The 21,632-nt window shown below is 54.1% G+C and carries 18 protein-coding genes; 15 read left to right on the top strand and 3 right to left on the bottom strand.

Annotated elements, in window-relative coordinates; all coding sequences use genetic code 11:
* Positions 1-4: 4 nt before the first annotated feature.
* Positions 5-1,117, bottom strand: coding sequence for a DUF2891 domain-containing protein (locus QZ170_RS00460; protein WP_297175841.1), 1,113 nt, complete (start codon positions 1,115-1,117; stop codon positions 5-7).
* A gap of 132 nt (positions 1,118-1,249) precedes the next feature.
* On the bottom strand, positions 1,250-1,996 hold the full coding sequence (locus QZ170_RS00455) for a polyprenol monophosphomannose synthase (RefSeq protein ID WP_297175840.1): 747 nt from the start codon (positions 1,994-1,996) through the stop codon (positions 1,250-1,252).
* A gap of 1,029 nt (positions 1,997-3,025) precedes the next feature.
* On the opposite strand from QZ170_RS00455, the gene QZ170_RS00450 reads away from it, so the two are divergent.
* The 15 genes from QZ170_RS00450 (at position 3,026) to QZ170_RS00380 (ending at position 20,450) form a co-directional block, all read left to right on the top strand.
* Positions 3,026-3,892: a DUF4919 domain-containing protein gene (locus tag QZ170_RS00450; protein ID WP_297175839.1), complete on the top strand. Its 867-nt coding sequence runs from the start codon at positions 3,026-3,028 to the stop codon at positions 3,890-3,892.
* 14 nt (positions 3,893-3,906) lie between these two features.
* Positions 3,907-5,670 (top strand): single-stranded-DNA-specific exonuclease RecJ, encoded by a 1,764-nt coding sequence (recJ, locus tag QZ170_RS00445; RefSeq protein WP_297175838.1) that lies wholly within the window; start codon positions 3,907-3,909, stop codon positions 5,668-5,670.
* 42 nt (positions 5,671-5,712) lie between these two features.
* The gene (locus tag QZ170_RS00440) at positions 5,713-7,818 is read left to right on the top strand and encodes an ATP-dependent DNA helicase RecQ (protein ID WP_297175837.1); all 2,106 of its coding nucleotides are present in this window, start codon (positions 5,713-5,715) and stop codon (positions 7,816-7,818) included.
* Between the two features lie 195 nt (positions 7,819-8,013).
* A complete protein-coding gene (gene pheS, locus QZ170_RS00435) occupies positions 8,014-9,033 on the top strand; it encodes a phenylalanine--tRNA ligase subunit alpha (protein ID WP_297175836.1) in 1,020 nt (339 codons plus the stop codon).
* A gap of 27 nt (positions 9,034-9,060) precedes the next feature.
* A complete protein-coding gene (gene nth / locus QZ170_RS00430) occupies positions 9,061-9,753 on the top strand; it encodes an endonuclease III (RefSeq protein WP_297175835.1) in 693 nt (230 codons plus the stop codon).
* Entirely contained in the window at positions 9,737-10,693 is a 957-nt protein-coding gene (locus QZ170_RS00425; RefSeq protein WP_297175834.1) for an ABC transporter substrate-binding protein, read from the top strand. The genes nth and QZ170_RS00425 overlap by 17 nt, the downstream gene beginning before the upstream one ends.
* Positions 10,653-11,450: an ATP-binding cassette domain-containing protein gene (locus QZ170_RS00420; RefSeq protein ID WP_365299573.1), complete on the top strand. Its 798-nt coding sequence runs from the start codon at positions 10,653-10,655 to the stop codon at positions 11,448-11,450. The genes QZ170_RS00425 and QZ170_RS00420 overlap by 41 nt, the downstream gene beginning before the upstream one ends.
* A complete protein-coding gene (locus QZ170_RS00415; RefSeq protein ID WP_297175832.1) occupies positions 11,434-12,189 on the top strand; it encodes an ABC transporter permease subunit in 756 nt (251 codons plus the stop codon). The genes QZ170_RS00420 and QZ170_RS00415 overlap by 17 nt, the downstream gene beginning before the upstream one ends.
* A 1,401-nt stretch (positions 12,190-13,590) precedes the next feature.
* The gene (locus QZ170_RS00410) at positions 13,591-14,355 is read left to right on the top strand and encodes an AAA family ATPase (RefSeq protein ID WP_297175831.1); all 765 of its coding nucleotides are present in this window, start codon (positions 13,591-13,593) and stop codon (positions 14,353-14,355) included.
* Positions 14,356-15,255 (top strand): ParB/RepB/Spo0J family partition protein, encoded by a 900-nt coding sequence (locus QZ170_RS00405; RefSeq protein ID WP_297175830.1) that lies wholly within the window; start codon positions 14,356-14,358, stop codon positions 15,253-15,255.
* A gap of 16 nt (positions 15,256-15,271) precedes the next feature.
* Positions 15,272-16,021 (top strand): DUF5683 domain-containing protein, encoded by a 750-nt coding sequence (locus QZ170_RS00400; RefSeq protein ID WP_297175829.1) that lies wholly within the window; start codon positions 15,272-15,274, stop codon positions 16,019-16,021.
* Positions 16,022-16,033: 12 nt separating this feature from the next.
* Positions 16,034-17,416: a lytic transglycosylase domain-containing protein gene (locus QZ170_RS00395; RefSeq protein ID WP_297175828.1), complete on the top strand. Its 1,383-nt coding sequence runs from the start codon at positions 16,034-16,036 to the stop codon at positions 17,414-17,416.
* Positions 17,417-17,460: 44 nt separating this feature from the next.
* A complete protein-coding gene (locus QZ170_RS00390) occupies positions 17,461-18,369 on the top strand; it encodes a sugar phosphate nucleotidyltransferase (protein ID WP_297175827.1) in 909 nt (302 codons plus the stop codon).
* Between the two features lie 103 nt (positions 18,370-18,472).
* Positions 18,473-19,006, top strand: coding sequence for a gamma carbonic anhydrase family protein (locus QZ170_RS00385; RefSeq protein ID WP_297175826.1), 534 nt, complete (start codon positions 18,473-18,475; stop codon positions 19,004-19,006).
* A gap of 31 nt (positions 19,007-19,037) precedes the next feature.
* Positions 19,038-20,450 (top strand): C1 family peptidase, encoded by a 1,413-nt coding sequence (locus tag QZ170_RS00380; protein ID WP_297175825.1) that lies wholly within the window; start codon positions 19,038-19,040, stop codon positions 20,448-20,450.
* Between the two features lie 364 nt (positions 20,451-20,814).
* Here QZ170_RS00380 and ccsA read toward each other — a convergent pair whose 3' ends face one another.
* Positions 20,815-21,543 carry a cytochrome c biogenesis protein CcsA gene (ccsA, locus tag QZ170_RS00375; protein WP_297175824.1) on the bottom strand — a complete coding sequence of 243 codons (729 nt, stop codon included), beginning with the start codon at positions 21,541-21,543 and terminating at the stop codon, positions 20,815-20,817.
* Positions 21,544-21,632: the final 89 nt, after the last annotated feature.

Below are 21,632 nucleotides of genomic sequence, written 5' to 3'. Positions count from 1 at the left end.
TCCACTAGTATGCTCCCTGGAGCACCTCATAAGCATAGCGGGCGAAGGAGGCAAGCCAGTGGTCGCCCCCATAGTTGGATCTGAAGATCATCCCCATCCCATGCTGGTACTGCGCACGAGCAGCCTTCCCGAAGCGCTCCTTCAGGGGATGTCCCTGTGGGAGGTAGCGTGCTATACGAGCCATCGTCCACGCTCTGGTGTAGGCGAGCCCCACGAGATGTACGATCGTATAGTCCGAGAGGTCACTGACCTGTGGTAGCTGGCAGAGGCGGGCAATCCCTGCGGGGGTGAAGTAGGTCCTGAGCCAAGCTACATACTCTCTCTGTGGCAGCACTCGGGTCATCAGATCTGCGACCATGAGTGTGGGGGAGAAGAAGTCTGTGGCATTAGGCTCCCATTCGGCTGGCACTCGCTTATCTGCGAGGTGTAGCTCCCGAGCCTTAGCGATGAGGGCTTGCTCGAAGTCCTTATCTCCTCGCTGACGGGCATAGTCTATGGCGAAGGAGAGGGCAAAGGCGAGGTTAGAGTGTGTCCCGACCCTATTTGAGTAGGTAAGCTTCGGCAGGTAAGCCTTCCACTTCGCTACGATCTTTGTCGCTAGGATATCTACGTTTTGCGCCCAGAGCTGAGCCTTTTGCTGGAGGACGGTATCGTCCGTCTCTGCGGCCATGCGGTGAAGCTCTTCGGAGAGCTTCAGGAGCCAAGCCCAGCCATAGGTACGCTCATAGGTAGAGGCAAGCTTGCGATCGAAGTAGGAGGCTTCGCTTCGCATATTTTCCTCCGTCAGGTGTTGGTCAAAGGAGGCTATGATAGCCTCCCGCTCTGGCAGGTCAGGATGACTACGAAGTACCTCAGCCAGCATCCAGTGACTGTGTACAGCGCTGTGCCAGTCGAAGCATCCATAGAACGCAGGATGTAGCTCTCGGGGAGAGAGCCCGAGGTCGGTACTATCTACGTAGGTGTGCCCAGGCTTATTGGGGTACTCTATGAAGATATTCTTGAGTGGCATCTGGATGAGACGCTGGAGCTCACTTGTCGCCAACTCTTGTGCCGAAGCGCTGGGGAGATAAAGCCCTAGGCCTAGGGCACAGAGTATCGTCTTATGTAGCTTATTCATATTCAGGGAGGGCTATTCATTCGTTGGGGCGTCAGTCAAGAGGGGCGAAGATGTCCCCTCGGCGACACATGAGGGAGGAGTGCAGATGGCTCCTATACATCATTATATATAGGATAGGCATCTGCGGAATGCTCAGTCTTCGTTACGGCTGGGGAAGCCACAGAAGCTATGCCACCAGCGGAGCTTTACCACTCCGGTGAAGGCCTCTCTGAAGATAGAGGTATTCATCTTGGAGGTACCTAGGACTCGATCCTCGAAGGTAATCGGCACCTCCACGACAGTGAAGCCTAGGCAGTAGGCCGTATACTTCATCTCGATCTGGAAGGCATAGCCCTTGAAGTGCACTTCTCCTAGGCGCATCGTCTGGAGCACCTCCCGCCGATAGCAGACAAAGCCTGCCGTACTATCCTTGACGGGCATCCCCGTGATGAGGCGGACGTAGAGCGAGGCGCCATAGCTCATAGCGATACGATCCAAGGGCCAGTTCTTCACGGCTCCACCTCGGGTATACCTAGAGCCTACAGCCACGTCTGCCCCTTGCTCAGCACAGGCTCGATAGAGCTCTAGGAGCTTCATCGGGGGATGGCTAAAGTCGCAGTCCATCTCAAAGATATAGGCATAGTCTCGCTCTAGAGCCCAGCGGAAGCCTGCTATATAGGCTGTCCCCAGACCTTGCTTCCCTGCTCGCTCCAGTAGGAATACTCGCTCGGGGTACTTCGCTTGTAGAGACCGTACGATAGCCGCCGTACCATCGGGCGAACCATCATCGACGATCAGTAGATCGAAGGGCTGAGGCAGCCCAAGGACTGTATCTATCATCTGAGCTACATTCTCGCGCTCGTTGTAGGTCGGGATGATGACGACGCTATCACTACTCATAGGTGTAAGTATCTATCTTGTGAGATGGGAACAAAGCAACCTTCATTCTGGGGGACAAAGATACCAAGAATATGTAGTTCGCTCGATACTCCCCCGAGGGGGATACTCCGCCCATAAGTGCACACTAGAGAAAGATAGATACCTCCAGCGGGCATCCTCCTCCAGTCATATGCCCCCCAAAGCTCCGTATCCAAGCTACTACGAGCCACTCCGTCATCCCCCATCTGGGTATTTCTAAGGAAGGCAAGAGGAATATACCGAGAGCACTATCGGGTAGATGGTGCATTTTCTCTAGCCTTTGGCCTAGACGTGTGACACATCCATGGCAAGGATCCTATATAGAAAGCTATCATGGGGTGGATAGCATCCCTCTAGGGGCCACTGACTTGGGGAGATCGTGCCCTTGTACGAAGCTAGATAGGGCGACCACATAGGGGTACTAACGGCCTAGGGCAAAGAGGTCGAGGAGCTGGCGCTTAGATAGGTGCAGCCCTATCTTAGACATAGATTTACTAGGCACAGACCTATTACTTAGGGAGGGAAAGTATACACGCGTGTACACTGCAGTGTACACGCGTGTATACCATAGTGTACAAACGTGTACACAACCTCGCTCTAAGTATATCCTCTAAGGCTCCCTCCCAGGCACTTATTTCGAGGGCTAACGCTTAGTCCATAAATGGATATAACGAAGGTATCTCACGGTATGAAACTATATCCCCAAAGATCCCGAAGAGAGGGGGTAGAGAAGAGTAGCCATACATCGGCTCTGGCGAGGAGCTCGATAGGTTAGGAGGTTAGCCTTCTTTAACGTATCTTTGTATATCTGACCTCCGTAATATGCCCTAAGATGGCTGAGATGCCGTATATACGATGAGGTCAGCAATACTCGTTTTGATTAGGTAGCAGTGATAGCCCTATCTCATAGCTTTGTCCATGGATGGAGCTAGCACCTCTGGGCAATAGGGACAAGTGAGTCCCTTGAGAAGCCGAGAGTACCTAGATATGATAGAATGTGAAGACAGAAGAATGAGACTAATATATTCGAAGATCGCCCTACTGGTCGTAGGGATAGGTATCGCCCTAGCTCCCCCTCTCTATGGGAGCCCAGCCGCTCGTCGCAAGAAGGCCAAAACGACGAAGACCAGTAGCTCGTCGAAGAGCAAACGGGGCAAGTCCACTCACAGAGGTAGAGGTACCCGTGGGCGCCATAGCTCCCGAGGGCGAGTATATATGCCTACTGCAGAGCAGCTCGAGCAGATGCGCCTCGACAGTATCCGACTGCGTACCGGAGGAGCAGAGGTCAGCCAGCAGGTCAGCCAGCAAGCGACCCAGCAGATGGAGCTCCTGACGACACGCTTTCGTCGTGCTGATACGACCCTGACCCGCTCCGAGATCCAGGAGCTCTACTTCGCTATGGATGAGCGTACCGACACGGCACCCTTCCTAGACAAGATAGAGCGGGAGGCCGATGAGCTGATCAATCAGAAGAAGATCTCCGAGGCACTACAGGTCGTGCAGCAGGGGCTATGGCGTACCCCGACACATATCGGGCTGATCAAGCGAGCCTGTGACCTATCGTTGCACCTGAAGAGCAATCGCTTCGACAGCTATATGTATCAGCTCATTGAGCTCATGAGTATGCTCGCTCATACGGGGGGGGATACCCTTACCAAGGAGAAAGCCGTATCGGTACGCTCTGCCTCTGATGCGCTCCTCTTCGAGATACATTGGAACGAGACCCCCCGCGAGGATATCCTCTCCACCCGAGAGGTGCAGTCTGGGGGAAAGACCTACAGCGTCATCACCGTACGTACGGGCAAGGGCAGCGAGGATCACTACTATCTCCTCCGCTCTACCTTTGCCTCTCCAGCGCCCCTAGCTAAGACTAAGTAACGAGCGAGCGGAAGATGACACAGCCTAGACGGTGGATACTCCGCTCCTATACCGAGCAGGAGCAGGCACTAGCGACTAGCCTCTCACAGCAGCTGGGACTATACCCTGCGGTGGGTCGTCTCCTCGTCGCTCGTGGGATCACGACCGTCACGGAGGCCGAGGGCTTCCTAGCTCCCTCCCTCGAGGCACTACATGACCCCCTGCTCATGCAGGACATGTCGGTAGCCCTAGACCGGCTACAGCAGGCGATAGACCGTCAGGAGCGCATCCTCATCTATGGAGACTACGATGTCGATGGGACGACAGCTGTCGCCCTCCTCTACCGCTACCTGAGTGCCCACTGCCTACCCGAGGATCTCCTCACCTATTATATCCCAGATAGGTACGAGGAGGGATACGGGATCACGAGGCAGGGGATAGACTATGCCCATAGCATCGGTACTGGACTGATCATATCTGTGGATACCGGCATCAAGGCTCATGAGGAGATCCGCTACGCTCGGGAGTTGGGCATGGACTTCATCATCTGCGACCATCACACCCCAGATCCTCATCTTCCCCCTGCGACAGCGATCCTCAATCCCAAGAGGCTGGATAACACCTACCCCTTCGCTGACCTATCGGGGTGTGGTGTTGCCTTCAAGTTCATGCAGGGATTAGCTCTACGCCGATCCTTACCCTTCGACACGCTCCTCCCTCTATTAGAACTCCTGGTGCTGAGCATCGCTCAGGATCGGGTACCTATCTTGGGGGAGAATAGGATACTGACCTACCACGGACTGAGGCAGCTGAATGCCACCCCTTCTATAGGGATCTCCTACCTCATGAAGCAGGGGAAGATACGCCCGGGACATGTAGATATGGCTAGCATATACTACGAGCTAGGGCCACGAATCAACGCAGCGGGTAGAATGGCTCATGGAGCTGAGTCCGTGAAGCTCCTCATCGCTCGAGATCAGCAGGTAGCCGAGAAGCAGAGTACGATACTAGATGGCTACAACCACCTGCGTCAGGATCTCGATCAGGAGATGACCAAGCAGGCACTAGAGCTCGTACGCTCGCACCCAGAGCTCCTAGAGCAGAGGATACTCGTGCTCTATGACCCTGACTGGAACAAGGGCGTGATGGGTATCGTCGCAGCTCGCCTAGCTGATCGGCTACATCGCCCTGTCATCATCCTAGCCCGTAGTGGAGACTACCTCTCGGGCTCTGCACGCTCCTATGGGGGGTACGACCTCTACCAAGCGGTACAGAGCTGTCGGGATAGCCTACAGAGCTTCGGGGGGCATATGTATGCTATCGGGATGACCCTCCTACCAGAGCATCTCGATGCCTTCCGCTCTCAGCTAGAGCAGTATGCCCAGACGAGCCCTAGTGGAGAGGTGGAGACAACCCCAATACTACAGATAGATACTCGCCTAGAGGCACAAGAGATCTCGAGGAGTCTACTGAGGCAGATCGAGTCTCTATCCCCCTTCGGCATGGGGAACGAGCGACCCGTCTTCCTCACGGAGCATCTACGGGACGCTGGGGGTACACGAGCCGTAGGGAAGTGTGATCAGCACCTTAGCCTACGAGTCACAGACTACTACCAGCGCATACGTCCCATCCACGGCTTCGCCCTAGGAAAGGCGTCCTATCTACCGAAGTTGATACGACACGAAGCCTTCGCCCTATGCTATGAGCTGGAGGATAACGACTTCTATACCCAGACCTTCCTACAGCTACGAGTGAAGGATCTATGCCTGGAGAGTGAACTACCAGAGCGACTACACTAGCCCCCATGCTCCCTAGAGAGAGCAAGATATACCAGAACGACCATGAGTGACGAAGCGCAGGAGACTATAGAGTCCGAAGGGGAGGAGATAGATACCCTCCTCACCACTGAAGAGCCAGTACCGGAGGATACGACGGACCGTATGCTCTGGCCCGAGGATCTCTTCGATCTAGTCACGACACCCACCTCTGCTATCACTGCTGGACACGACCCTCAGCCCGGAGTCGTGGATGCCGACCTTAGCCCAGAGGAGGTGCTGGAGCGCTACTGGGGCTATACCTCCTTCCGTCCCCTACAGCGAGAGCTCATCGAGTCTGTCCTACAGGGGCGGGATACACTGGGACTACTGCCCACGGGGGGAGGTAAGAGTATCATCTTCCAAGTACCAGGACTTATGCTCCCCGGGCTCACTCTGGTTATTACCCCTCTGATTGCCCTGATGAAGGATCAGGTAGATAGACTTCGGGCACAAGGTATACGGGCGACAGCCATCCATTCCGGGATGTCCTCGGAGCGTGTCCGTTCAGCACTAGACAACTGCTTGTACGGACACTACAAGTTCCTCTACATCTCGCCCGAGCGCCTAGGCTCTACCCTATTCCGTACATGGCTCACAGAGCTCAACATATCGCTCGTCGTGGTAGACGAGTGTCACTGCGTCTGTCAGTGGGGCTATGACTTCCGCCCCTCCTACCTAGATATACCGATCGTGCGCCAGGAGCTAAGCGAGGTGCCCATGCTCGCCCTCACCGCTACCGCCACAGAGGCGGTGGTAGAGGATATCATCCGAGAGCTAGCCTTTCGCCCTGGCTACACCTCGCTCAAGAAGAGCTTCTCTCGCCCCAACCTCTCCTACTCCATCCGTCACTACGATGACAAGTCCGCTATGATGCGTCATATCCTCAGTCGAGTAGAGGGATCCACGATCGTCTACTGCCGCAATAGGGATATGACACGTCAGATAGCAGAGGAGCTGAATGCCGTAGGGATAAGTGCTACACACTACCATGCCGGGCTGACCTACCAGGAGCGTGAGCTCCGCCAGGCACGTTGGATGCGTGATGAGATACGTGTGATGGTCGCTACGAATGCCTTCGGGATGGGGATCGATAAGCCTGATGTGCGCCTAGTCATCCATATGACTGTACCTACCTCACTGGAGGAATACTTCCAGGAGGCAGGACGGGCAGGACGGGATGGGGAGCGATCCTATGCCGTGATGATCGTCTCTAGCTCCGATGATCAGACCTTAGTGCGTAGGCTACGTGATACCTTCCCCGAGCTATCCTACGTACGCCATGTGTATGACCAGATGTGCAACTTCCTCTCCATAGGGGAAGGAGAGGGACTAGAGCGCACCTACGACTTCGACCTAGAGCTCTTCATACGTCGCTTCCATATGCGCCCCATACAGACCCGTCATGCCATAGAGATCATGCAACTCTCGGGCTGGCTAGACTACCACGATGATGATAGTCGCTCTAGGCTGAAGTTCCTCATCCCCAGCTCTCGGCTCTATGAGCAGAGTGTACGCCCAGACGACCTAATCCGTGCTATACTCCGCTCCTATACGGGGCTCTTCGCAGACTACGTCACCATCAGTGAGATCGACCTAGCACAGCTCACGGGCTATACGGCGGATGAGGTCTACCTCTTCCTACTGGATCTCACGATGAAGGGGATCCTACATTATATACCACAGAAGAAGATCCCTCGGGTATTCTTCCATATCCGCCGCGAGGAGAGCCGGCACCTCAGGATCCCCTACGAGGCCTATCAGCAGAGACTAGAGCGGATGAGTGAGCGTATAGGGGCGATGCGCACCTATATAGGGACAGATGACCTCTGTCGCTCGCAGATGCTCTTAGGCTACTTCGGAGAGGTATCGAGTCGCCCCTGTGGAGCTTGTGATGTTTGTCTCAAGAAACACCCCTCGGGGCTAACGCAGCATATAGTGGACGAGGTCAAGGTACAGCTAGATAAGCTCTTTCTCTCGACAGACCTTCCGAGCTATCCTCTAGCCTCGCTCGTGGATACCCTACCCTTCCATCCACTGGATGTGGCGAAGGCTGTACGCTTCTGGGCGGGAGAGCTAGAGGATGCCTTTATCCTAGACGGCCCCCACCTACGTAGGACTCTTGACGCGTAGTGATCCCATCCGCCCCATCCCTTACGGCTGGAGGACTCATCGAGGAGATATAGGGGGCTCCCCCTCCACATCTCAGCGCGCATATAGACCTTACTAGGGGCATTAGCCGAGTATATTGGCTATCATAGCCTAGCTATTAGTAACAACAAGTGCCAACTATTCACTAACTTTACGACCCGAAAAAGCGAATAACTCATGCAAGAAAGAATACAACAGCTACGTGATCAGGTAGAGGCTCTGACGGCGCAGACAGCACAAGAGGTCGAGGATCTTCGTATTAAATATATCAGCAAGAAGGGGCTTATCTCCCAGCTATTCGATGAATTCAAGACCGTCCCCAATGAGGAAAAGCGACTCGTGGGGCAGCAGCTCAATGTCCTGAAGGAGGCTACCATCGCCAAGATCAATGCCCTGAGGGAGGCGCTCTCCTCTACCAAGGGGGAGGCTGAGGCGATCGACTGGACACGTACGGCCTATCCTGTACGCCTAGGTACACGTCACCCACTGACCCTCGTTCAGCAGGAGATTACTTCTATCTTTGCTCGTCTAGGGTTTGCTATCGCTGAGGGGCCTGAGGTGGAGGATGATGACCATGTATTCTCTCTGCTCAACTTCGCAGAGGATCATCCTGCTCGTGATATGCAGGATACCTTCTTCGTGCGTAATACTCCTGACACCCTCCTCCGCACCCACACCTCGTCGGTACAGACTCGTGCAATGCTCGGCGCTCAACCACCTATTCGCATCATCTGCCCAGGGCGTGTATATCGCAACGAGGCTATCTCTTATCGTGCCCACTGCTTCTTTCATCAGGTAGAGGCTCTCTACGTGGACGAGAACGTCTCCTTTGCTGATCTCAAGCAGGTCTTGCTCTACTTCGCTCAGGAGATGTTTGGTAGCGAGACGAAGATTCGCCTACGTCCCTCCTACTTCCCCTTCACCGAGCCCTCTGCAGAGATGGACATCTCTTGTAATATATGTGGCGGCTCAGGATGTAACTTCTGTAAGCACACTGGCTGGGTAGAGATCCTCGGCTGTGGTATGGTCGATCCCAATGTCCTAGAGAACTGTGGTATCGATAGTCGCAAGTACTCTGGCTATGCTCTCGGGATGGGAGTAGAGCGTATCACCAACCTCAAGTATCGGGTGAGTGACCTACGTCTCTTCTCCGAGAATGATGTACGCTTCCTCGAGCAATTCCAAGGTGCTGAGTAGTCACCTCATCCCCTACCTAATAGAACTGTGACACGCAAGGAACGCTACGAAGTAGTCTTAGCTTGGTTCGAGGAGCATATGCCTGTAGCTGAGACTGAGCTACACTACTCGACTCCCTTCGAGCTACTAGTCGCAGTCATCCTCTCAGCCCAGTGCACAGACAAGCGGGTGAACATGATCACCCCACGCCTCTTCAAGCAATATCCCACGGCGGAGATCATGGCTCAGGCAGAGGTGGAGGATATCTTTGAACTCATCCGTAGTGTAAGCTATCCCAACTCCAAGGCTAAGTATCTAGTCTCTATGGCCAAGATGCTCGTGGAGCAGTTCGGAGGTGAGGTACCTGAGGAGCGGGAGCAACTCATGAAACTCCCAGGCGTAGGACGCAAGACAGCCAATGTGATCGCTGCTGTCGTCTACCATCGCCCAACGATGGCTGTAGATACGCATGTATTCCGCGTGGCCAATCGTATCGGACTAACGACAAATGCCAAGACACCCCTCGAAACCGAGCTTACCCTCATCAAGTACATCCCAGAGGCTCTCATCCCTAAGGCTCACCACTGGCTAATCCTGCACGGACGATACATCTGTGTCGCACGCAAGCCTCACTGCTGGGAGTGTGGGCTAGCTCCGTACTGCCGTTACTTCGCTGCACAGGAGCGCAAGAAGAAGAGGGAGACTCAACAAAAAGATAAGAAGAATGAAACTAAGGCATAGACTCACGGGGGCGATCAGCCTTTGTGCTACGGCTCTCGTCCTCATGACAGCTAGTATCTCCTCCTGTAGTGGAGGTAAGCAACGGGGAGCAGAGAGCGATAGCTCGGTACTCATCATCGGGGTCATGCCCTCAGTGGACTACCTCCCCATAGCTATAGCGGAGCAAAAGGGCTTCTTTGCAAAGCCCATCCGTCTCGTGCGCTTCTCCTCGCCTATGGAGCGTGATGCAGCCCTCCAGACAGGAGCTGTCGATGCCTCAGTGACAGACTATATGGGGGCTATGCTCCTACAGAGCAAGGGGACCAAGGTACAGCTCCCCATCGCCTGTCAGGGAGCCTTCCGCCTTGTCCTAGGTAAGAAACCACAACTCAATACCCTAGCAGACCTCAGAGGTGGCCGTATCGGGCTGTCCTCCAATACGCTCATTGAGTACGCGACGGAGCATGCGTTAGTAGAGGGCGGGCAACCTATTCCCTACGAACGAGTAGAGGTGCAGCGGATACCTATCCGCCTCGAGATGCTCCGATCTGGGGAGCTCGATGGTGCGATCCTCCCTGAGCCGTACGCTAGTATGGCTGCTGCCGAGGGGCTCAAGGTCATTGATCTTCCTTCTCATCTAACGAGCAACATCACGGGACTCGTCTTCCTCTCCTCGTCGGTGAAAGCGAAGGAATCAGCTCTTACCTCCTTCGTTGTCGGTTATGATCAGGCTGTAGCCTACCTCAATACTCATCCTAGAGAGGAATGGATAGGTGTCCTTCAGGATCTACTGGGTATAACGCCTAAGGTAGCAAAGACTCTCCCTCTGCCGACCTATACCACTGCGACCCAGCCCCGAGAAGAGGATCTACTCCCCATCCTAGACTGGATGAAGGGGCGTGGCCTCGTCTCTCCGAGCTATGAGCCCACGGGACTTGTCGGTCTGCAGCTCACGGACTAAATATCTCGGACTAGGACTTACGTCAGTCCCTCCCTCAATTATGGATACCCCTCCTGCACTACATATACAGAGCCTATCCGCCTCCTATACTAGTCGGCAGGGGAAGAAACAGCCAATACTTACTGGTGTATCAGCCTCCATTGGAGAAGAGATTGTCTCCGTCATAGGCCCTTCGGGGGGAGGTAAGTCTACCCTCATACATTGTCTATCGGGGATCATAGAGCCCACCTCTGGAAGCATTATGCTGAACGGGCTACCATTAGATCCCAAGAGACACCAGATAGCCCTCGTCCCCCAGCAGTACGGACTCCTCCCATGGAAGCGTGTACGAGAGAACATCCTCCTACCCCACTCCCTAGGGAAGCGTATCGTGAGTGAAGAGCTACAGAGCTCAATCCTACACACACTAGACATCCAGTCCCTACTCGGTCGCTATCCGAGCGAACTAAGTGGAGGACAGAGGCAGCGTGTAGCTCTAGCCAGAGCCTTCATCATGCGCCCCGACCTCCTGCTCTTAGATGAGGCATTCTCTGCCCTTGATATAGCCACAGCCGAGCGTTGCCGAGATCTCTTTGCCGAACTTTGGCAACGTTATCCGACCCCGACCCTCCTAGTGACCCATAGTCCTGAGGAAGCTACGAAGCTTACCTCCCGTACGCTCCTCATAGGAAGGGGTACCCTGCTCACCGATCTAAGGCATCCAACAAAGGATGAGCTAACACAACTCCTACTCCAGATCGATGAGGCGCTTCAGTAGACATCTCCTACAGCTACTATTCGGGGCATCCATCTTACACCTGATATGGATAGGAGGATACTATGCCTTGCACTCGACTGTGCTCCCTGCACCATGGGAGGTCTACCGACACATGCTCACGATGGACTGGGCACAGCTATTAGTGCATTCCTTGGCTAGCCTGGAGCGCATCGGATGGGGAGTGGCGATAGCTCTTTTCCTCGCCTGGGGCATATCCCTTACTGCCGTCCTGTCGCCTCGAGTCGGGAGAGTATTCTCGACCTTTATCTATTTCTCTTATCCGATCCCCAAGCTAGCACTTCTACCCGTCGTGATGCTCCTAGGTGGTCTTGGCGAGGTGACAAAGGTCGTTATGATCGTCTTGATCATTCTATTCCAGCTGGCCGTATCGATGAGGGATGCTCTGATGACGATACCAGCAGAGCACTTTATGCTCACTCGTTCACTAGGAGCTAATACCCTAGGGCTACTCCGTCAGGTACTCCTACCTGCTATCCTACCTGCCTCATTGTCTGCTCTTCGGGTTGCGATAGGTACGGCTATCTCTGTTCTCTTCGTGACAGAGACCTATGGGACTACCCTTGGACTAGGCTACTATATTACGGATGCTTGGATGCGAATAGACTATCTAGATATGTATGCTGGCATTGCCCTACTGAGCCTCGTTGGGGTGGTGCTCTTTATTTTGGTGGATCTAGCAGAGGTCGTGCTCTGCCCGTGGCTCCACAGGAAGAAGTAACGGGGCTCTATCTACTATACCTTCATACCTCCTCCTATACCATTACACAATAGGCTCTCACCACCAGCCAAGCTATCCCTCACTCATCTTAGGGCTGACACATAGCCCCCCTTATCTATTCTGGTCTCTAGCTCTCTAGGAGGATTATTCCACATCCGATAGAGAGCCTTAGTCGCATCTCTGGGGTGTCCAGGTGTTAGTCCCGAGAGAGAGACATTAGAGTCCCCTACTGAGACTATACTTAGAGTATGGTTGTGTACACGCGTGTACACTGGAGTGTACACGTGGGTATACTGGAGTGTACACACGTGTATACCCTTCCCTCCTAGATGGCAAGTGTAGACTCATGAAGTTACTCCTAGGATACAGATACTTCTACTCAAAGGGATACGCCTCAGCCTCTCCTACCTCGGTCTCAAGTGAACACATATGTCCCCCCCACCTATCTAGCCCTGTAGACTACCCCGAGCTCCGGAGGGCTATCAGCCCCCATTTCTCAGCTTTGCTTCCACTGCTCTTGCCTCTAGCTTTATGAGGCTATGTCCTAAGCCTCCTTCTCATCTTTGGGATGACTGTGTGGGGAGAGGCTACACATTATATGTATGTGTGCATGAGCTATGGGGGTACACGTGTATGAAGGCTCTGCTCAGCAAGATTCTGATGCAGTCCATGAGATAGTTGTGGGTGGAGGTGGGGGACGAGACACAGCGCCAAGGTAGAGGAGCCGTACCGTCGGTCGAACAGCTCGCTATCTCGGCCGTAGACCACAGCCCTCGAAAGATCCAAGAATTAGGAGTTATCCCGATAGCTTTGCTTGACGATGATTACCACCTTGCTGCAGAATTATTGAGCACACCTAGACTCCTCTGGTTAGCTGTATGATAGCCCTGGGTGGTGATTACTCTTCCGACAGAATTGATTATCTTTGTGGCGGGTCTAGCCGTGGCTAGCCTGCGACTGGAACCTCACTAAGGGGATGACTTGATCATCCCCTTTTTAGTTGGAGGACTTGGGAATTTTATCTTCATGAATGATAATAATATCTCACTCCCTATGTGAACGATTAAGATAATTCTTAATCATATGAAGTAAGTGGTGGATGGGTACCCCTATAACTATTCTTCGTGGGAAAAATCATCTTTCTCCAGACACCACTTGTGTCAGCGCTCCCCTCAAGCTAAGCTAATCGCCCAATATCATATCCCATCTATCTCGTTTAGGTACAGATATGGGATACTCCATTGTGGAGTTATGGCGCTTTATCAGTGACGAATAGGAGCGAGAAGATGAATATATCGGCGAGAAATAGTAGTTTTGGAGGTTAATTGAACCGGCTAATGGTCATCAGTGTATAGACCATAGTTGGGAGAAGATACGTTTAGGCAATAGAGTAATAGTATAATGGGCAAGATCATCGCTCTGGCCAACCAAAAGGGTGGCGTGGGTAAGACTACGACGGCTATCAACCTAGCCGCATCCTTGGCCTCACTAGGCAAGCGAGTGCTCCTCGTCGACACCGACCCTCAGGCTAACGCCTCCTCTGGTATTGGGATCGAGAGCTCCCAAGTCGGTAAGACAATCTACGAGTGTCTATGCTCCGCCCTACCGGCTCAGGAGGTCATCATCCCCACGGTGGTAGAGGGGCTGGACATCCTCCCCTCACATATCGACCTTGCCGGAGCTGACCTAGAGCTCCTGGAGCGTGACAAGCGTGAATACGTACTCAAGGGGATACTAGAGCCCATAGCAGACCGGTACGACTATATGCTCATCGACTGCTCTCCCTCGCTAGGGGTCATCACGGTGAATGCTCTCGTGGCGTCAGACTCCGTACTGATCCCCGTACAGTGTGAGTACTTTGCACTAGAGGGTATCTCTAAGCTCCTGAACACCATACGTATCGTGCGTCAGAGACTCAACCCCAAGCTGGAGATCGAGGGCTTCCTAATGACGATGTACGATAGCCGTACGCGACTGAACAATCAGATCTACGAGGAGGTCAAGGGACACTTCAAGAGCCTCGTCTTCGAGACTGTGATCCAGCGCAATGTCAAGCTAGGAGAGGCTCCTAGCCACGGGCTGCCAGCTCTACTCTATGATGCCGACAGCCGTGGCGCAGTCAATCACCTACAGCTAGCGACAGAGCTCATCAATAAAAACAAGTAGATGACCAAAGGGAAGAATAAGAATGTACTAGGCCGAGGGTTAGGAGATCTCCTAGGAGGTGATCCCGAGCCCAGCACGGGAGCTTCGTCCATCCAAGAGCTTGCGATTGGGCAGATTGTACCGAATAGTAACCAACCACGTCGGGAGTTTGACGAGGAGAAGCTAGCCGAGCTAGCAGCCTCTCTTCGCTCTATTGGCTTGGTACAGCCTATTACGGTACAGCAGATCAACCCAGAGCAGTATCTCCTGATCTCTGGAGAGCGACGCTGGAGAGCCGCTCAGATGGCAGGACTCGCTACCCTACCCGCCTATGTACGCCCTACGAAGCCCGAGGAGATCATGGAGCTTGCCCTCGTGGAGAATATCCAGCGAGAGGATCTCAATGCCATCGAGATCGCACTAGCCTACCAGCACCTCATCGAGCTCCATCACCTAAAGCATGAGGAGCTCGCAGAGCGTGTCGGCAAGAAGCGTGCGACAGTCACCAACTACCTGCGCCTCCTGCGCCTCCCTGCTGAGCTACAGCTAGGGCTCACCCAGAGGCTGATCGACATGGGGCACGCTCGTGCCCTCCTACAGATAGATGATACGGAGCGACAGATCGAGCTCTACAACCTCATCGTCCAGGAGCACCTGAGTGTACGAGCTGTCGAGGAACTGGCTCGAGCGATCAAGGAGCAGCATACCGAGGAGGTCGAGCAGGAGACCCAGAAGCGCACCGCCCCTCGGATGGTACGCCGAGCAGACTACCGTCTATTCGAGCGACAGCTCTCGCAGGTGCTGACGACCAAGGTCACCCTCCGAAGTGACGCCGAGGGTAGAGGCAAGCTCACCATACCCTTCTCCAGCGATAAGGAGCTGGGACGTATCATGCAGCTCCTGGAGAAGCTCCAGCATTAGTCTATAAGTATCTCCCGTGCGTATCTGTCTCCTCACCCTCCTCTCTCTGCTGAGCTTCCCGGCATACCTATCTGCGGGGGCTTCGCCAGCTATAGACACTAGTCAGCTAAGGATAGAGACTTATCCTCCCCTCGTAGCCTCGTCCCTCGGCAGTGTATCTAAGCACTCCACGACGCAGGATGGGTACCTCAGCCTATGGGCTGATAACACTAGCCGGCAGGATACGGTAGATACTCGGGCACTAGAGCAGTCGATAGAGCGCAGTCTCTGGAAGCCTAGCTCAGGGCGTGCTATGCTCTGGGCTCTACTCCCCGGTGGGGGACAGATATACAATCGCAAGTACTGGAAGCTCCCCATCGTCTGGGGTGCATTCATGGCTTGCTACTATGCGGTCTCGTGGAATCACCGTCAGTATCAGGAGTACCACGCCGCCTATAGAGACATCATGAGCGAAGACCCGTCGAAGAACACCGCCTGGCTAGTCTTCGCTCCTACAGGTGCCAAGGCAGAGAACTATGCTCAGTACTCCTCACTCAAGCAAACACTCAAGCGTGGAAACGACTTCTACCGACGCTACCGAGACCTGAGTATCGTCGTCAGTGTGCTCGTCTACGGACTCTCTATCCTAGACGCCTATGTAGACGCAGAGCTCTACACCTTTGACATCAGTCCAGATCTATCATTGAGGGTAGTCCCGGAGGTGGGACTACCTAAGCTCGGAGCCCCCTCCTATCAGCTGGGGGTGAACTGTAGCCTCACCTTCTAATATGGATACCCGATGAAATCCTATCTCAAGGTAATCGCCTCTTCGTTAGTTCTTTTTTCTACACTCACACTACAGGCACAGACGGATAGCCTTCGTGGCCGTACCCCCTCGAGCCTATCTCTCGCCTCGGCTCTACTAGACCCCATCACACTACCCTCCTCCCTAGATCAGGATGTGGAGGCTCTGCTCGAGCAGTGGTATAGAGGGTATGGCCTACACAAGGGGGCTCGTACCAATAGCCGTGTCGTCCCCTCCTCCGTAGCCGTCCCCTACACTCCAGACAGCGTGTACATACGTATGCTGAACAAGATGCCCTCGGCGATGCACTTCAGCTACAACCCTCTCGTACGCGAAGCTATCGAGCTCTACCTCTTCAAGCGAAGGGGGCTACTCAGCTCCATGCTCTCCCTAGCAGACCTATACTTCCCTGAGATAGAGGTGACCCTAGACAAGAATGGTCTCCCTATGGAGCTCCGCTATCTGGTCATCGTAGAGTCGGCCCTCAACCCCAAGGCGATCTCTCCAGCAGGGGCAGCCGGTCTGTGGCAACTCATGCTCCCCACGGGTAAGATCTACGGCCTCTCGGTCAATAGCCTCGTGGATGAGCGAATGGATCCGATCAAGAGTACCGAGGCTGCCTGTCGCTTCCTAAAGGATCTCTATAGCATCTATCGAGACTGGTGGCTCGTCCTAGCAGCCTACAACTGTGGCCCTGGGAATGTCAATCGAGCCCTCAAGCGTGCGGGAGTCTCTAAGGCCAACTTCTGGGACATCTATCGCTTCCTCCCCAATGAGACCCGTCGCTATATCCCTCTCTTCATCGGGGCTTACTTTGCGATGCACTACCATCGTGAGTATGGGATCTTCCCCCGCGAACTTGGGCGCCCCTTGGCTACCGACTACTACACGGCATCCCACCGGGTGACCTTCGAGCGTATTGCAGAGCTTACCGGAGTAGACCAGGAGACGATTTCAGCCTTCAATCCCCAGTTCCGCCGAGGGATCATCCCCGGGAACAACACGCCCTACCCCGTCCGCCTTCCCCTCTCTGCTATCCTCAAGCTAGATAGTGTCGGTGAGGGCGTATCCTCACCCGAACTCAGAGTAAACCTCGAAGGGCCTAGCAGTAGTGCTAGGAAGGGGCAGCAAGAGAGTCAGGAGGAGGACGAAGAGGAAGTCACCACCAGAAGAGGCCGCAGAGGCAAGCAGAGTAAACGATCCAAGAGAGAAAAGGGCTCCAAGAGCCAATCCTCTCATCACCGCGTACACTCTGGGGAGACCCTCTCCTCCATCGCCCGCAAGTACGGAGTCTCTGTCAGCGAGCTCAAGCGCTCCAACGGACTCTCCTCCGACCACCTCAGTGTCGGGCAGAAGCTCACGGTAAAGAAGAAATAGCTCCGTCTATAGTAAGAATAACTATATAACAAGTAAGAAGCACAATGAAACAACCAACACTCGTCGTACTCGCCGCAGGTATGGGTAGCCGCTACGGAGGGCTCAAGCAGCTCGACGGACTAGGCCCCTCAAGAGAGACGATCATGGACTACTCGATCTACGATGCTATACGTGCAGGCTTCGGCAAGGTCGTCTTCGTCATTCGTCACACCTTCGAGAAGGAGTTCCGAGAAAAGATTATCTCCAAGTACGAGCATAAGATCCCTGTAGAGGTTGTATTCCAGGATCTCGACAAGCTCCCTGAGGGCTTCACGGTACCAGAGGGGCGTGAGAAGCCTTGGGGTACCAACCACGCTGTAATGATGGCAGAGTCTGTCGTACGGGAGCCCTTCGCTGTGATCAATGCCGATGACTTCTATGGTCGTCATGGCTTCGCTACCCTAGCAGACAAGCTCCGTAGCTTCTCTGACACTCGTGACAAGTACTGCATGATCGGCTATCGTGTGGGCAATACCCTTAGCGAGAGTGGCTCCGTCGCCCGTGGTGTCTGCCAGGTAGACGAAAAGGGCTTCCTCACCGAGGTCGTCGAGCGTACTGCTATCTCACGCGATGATGCAGGACGTATCTGCTTCACCGACGAGAACGGTACGACTCAGTACCTCGAGGAGAATACCCCCGTATCTATGAATATGTGGGGCTTCACTCCCGACTACTTTGACTACTCCAATGAGCTCTTCTGCCACTTCCTGAAGGCTCTAGATACGAACCCCAAGTTCGAGTACTACATCCCCCTACCCGTCAATCTACTCGTCGCCGAGCATAAGGTCACGGTCGAGGTACTTGACACTCCAGACCAGTGGTTCGGGGTCACCTACGCTGCTGACCGCCCAGATGTAGTGGCGAAGATACAGGCACTAGTAGACGCTGGCGAGTATCCCACGAAGCTATTCTAGGCACTCCCATAGAGACCTTCCTAAGAGGCTACATCACCCTCCCGTGGTGTAGCCTCTTCTACTAATATATTATCCTACTCACTCAATAATCAACCTCTATCCTATGGCTTTCATACAGTCCGTACGAGGCTTTACACCTCAGATCGGCGAAGATTGCTTCCTCGCAGTCAATGCTACCGTCGTCGGGGATGTCGTCCTCGGTGATGGATGCAGTGTGTGGTTTAATGCCGTCCTTCGGGGCGATGTGAACTCCATCCGTATCGGACGCAATGTCAATATCCAGGATGGCTCTATCCTGCATACCCTCTACCAAAAGTCTACGATCGAGATCGGCGACAACGTCTCGATCGGTCACAACGTCACCCTACACGGCTGCCACATACGGGACTACGCCCTCATCGGTATGGGCTCTGTCGTGATGGATGATGCTATCGTAGGCGAGGGGGCTATCGTAGCAGCTGGCTCTGTCGTCCTAGCTAAGACGATTATCGAGCCCTACAGCCTCTATGCCGGGACACCCGCCAAGTTCATCAAGAAGGTATCCCCCGAGCAGAGCAAGGAGCTCAACGAGCGTATCGCCAATAACTATCAGATGTATGCCTCGTGGTTCGACAAGGAAGAGAACCCTCAGCCCTAAGGCACATACACTTAAATTTATACATCATCCTATGAAATCAGTATTGCTTACTTCGCTGGCACTCGTGCTAGCCCTCGGAGCGACCGAGATCACCTCTGCACAGAGCAAGGACGGTGCTATCACCCCCCAGCTCCTAGAACAGCTGCGCAAGAGCGAACCTAACACCCCGACTGAGCGTGCCCTACACAATGCTATCGCCCTACAGGGGATGAAGGACTTCTTCGTCAATCCTGCCCGTCCCCGCTCTATCGAGGACTCCTTCTCCATCGAGGTCAAGAGTGCAGGTATCTCGGACCAACAGCAGAGTGGTCGTTGCTGGCTCTTCACGGGGCTCAATGTCCTACGTGCGCAGTTCATGGCTCGAGAGAAGTCTGGTACCTTCTTCTTCTCGCAGAACTATTCCTTCTTCTGGGATCAGCTCGAGAAAGCCAACCTCTTCCTCGAGGGAATCATCGAGACCCGTAAGGCAGAGGTTACCGACAAGAAGGTAGAATGGCTCTTCAAGAACCCCATCAGCGATGGCGGGCAGTTCACCGGTATCTCAGACAATCTCATCAAGTACGGGGTGGTACCAGCCGAGGTCATGCCCGAGACGGCCTCCAGCAACGATACTCGGCTCATGGGGAGCATGATCGCACGCACCCTACGCCAGGCAGGCATACAGATCCGCAAGGCCTCTGCCTCTGGCGAAAGCCTTGCCCAGCTACGCAAGCGCAAGGACAACTGCCTCAAGCAAGTCTATCGCATCCTGAGTCTCAACCTCGGTGTCCCTCCCACAAGCTTCACCTACACGCTACGTGATGCTAGCGGCAAGGCTATCTCCACAGAGACCTATACCCCACAGAGCTTCTATAAGAGGTTCGTCGGCGTGGATATGCGCGATCAGTTCGTGATGCTCATGAATGATCCCTCCCGTCCCTACTACAAGGTCTATGAGATCGACTTCGACCGCCATGCCTATGACGGCAAGAACTGGACCTATGTAAACCTCCCTATGGAGGAGATCAAGCAGATGGCGATAGCCTCACTCCGAGACAATACGATGATGTATTACTCCTGCGACGTAGGCCGCGAGCTTGACCGCTCCAAGGGGATCGCAGCGCTTGATAACTATGACTATGCCTCGCTCCTCGGCTATCCCTTCGATATGACCAAGGCTGAGCGTATACAAAGCTTCGATAGTGGCTCTACCCACGCTATGACGCTGAAGGCTGTAAACCTAGATGCAAACGGTAAGCCCACGAAGTGGAAGGTCGAGAACAGCTGGGGCGAAAAGACCGGCGTCAAGGGACATATCATCATGACGGACGAGTGGTTTGATGCCTATACCTTCCGCCTCGTGGTGAACAAGAAGTACGCTACGGACAAGGTACTAGAGCTCCTCAAGACCAAGCCCGTCCAGCTCCCAGCCTGGGATCCTATGTTTACCCCCGATGCTCCCTAGTCCTATCCTATGAGGGCATATCATAGAGGATAAGCTCCTAGCCATTCCCCCGAGAGGAGGTAGCCAAAGGTCTCTGACCTCTTGGCTACCTCCTCTCTCTTTTGTAAGACACCCCTGCAGAGTATACTCTGGTATAGGACTCCAGGCTCTCTAGCCTCGTATCGCCCGTGCTTTGCTCCCCTACGGTCCGCTTATCATCACGCTCTATTCACGAGCGAGAATAGTATATCCCCCACCTATCCTAGAGATAAGTGGGGGATATACTTAAATAGGGCTTGCCTATATCTGTGGAGGTATGGACTACTTACCCTAGGCTGTAGGTATGGACACTTACCCCCTGGGCCGAGGGTAGATAGTTGATCCCCTACCAGCACATCTGCAGTAGGACGAAGGAGATGAAGAGTCCCCAGAGCGCAGCTCGTCGGTGACGCTCCGAGCGTAGGCGCACATGGATATAGGCTAGGTAAGCGAACCACGTAGCTGCCGCCCAAGTCTCCTTAGGGTCCCAAGCCCAATAGTGTCCCCAAGCCTCCTTAGCCCAAAGAGCCCCAAGGAGGATACCAAAGGTCATGAATGCCCAGCCAACCTGCACGAGGTTGTCACAAATATCCATCTCGTGGTCGCTGATAGGACACTTCTTGAACCACAGCATATAGGCAGACATTAGTGCCGCCGCTCCGAGTACGGCATAGGCAAACATATAGACGATGACGTGCGGTGCGAACCAAGGGCTCTGCAGCGCAGGCATGAGCGTCTTGTTATGAATGTCTGGATTAACGAGATTGATCGTAGTGAAGACACCCGCTAGGATAGTACTGAAGGCCAAGATCCAGGGATAACGCCAGCGAGAGTAGACGATCAGTCCTGCCGTAGGGAGGAAGAAAGCATACCAAAGGCGTGTCTCTCCCATCGTTCTCAGGGGAGGACGCTCTAGCGAGAGCCACAGGCCGAAGATAAAGCCGAAGTAGACCAATAGCCCCGCAGCCGTGAGGAGATAGGTCGGGAGAGGACGCTTCTTCCAAGCTGTCCAAGCGCCACCAGCCCATAGGGCTAGGGCGGGTAAGGCAAAGTATATGAAGGAATCCCAAGTCATAAGAATCGGATTGATTGTAATCGAGAGGTTAGAGCCGAGGGAGAGGACGAAGGGTAGCTCTGCTCATAGGTCACGAGATCAGGAGCTAT

The sequence above is a fragment of the uncultured Porphyromonas sp. genome, assembly GCF_905372525.1.
In the GTDB taxonomy this organism is placed as follows: domain Bacteria; phylum Bacteroidota; class Bacteroidia; order Bacteroidales; family Porphyromonadaceae; genus Porphyromonas.
This window is presented reverse-complemented; position numbering and strand designations above follow the sequence as displayed.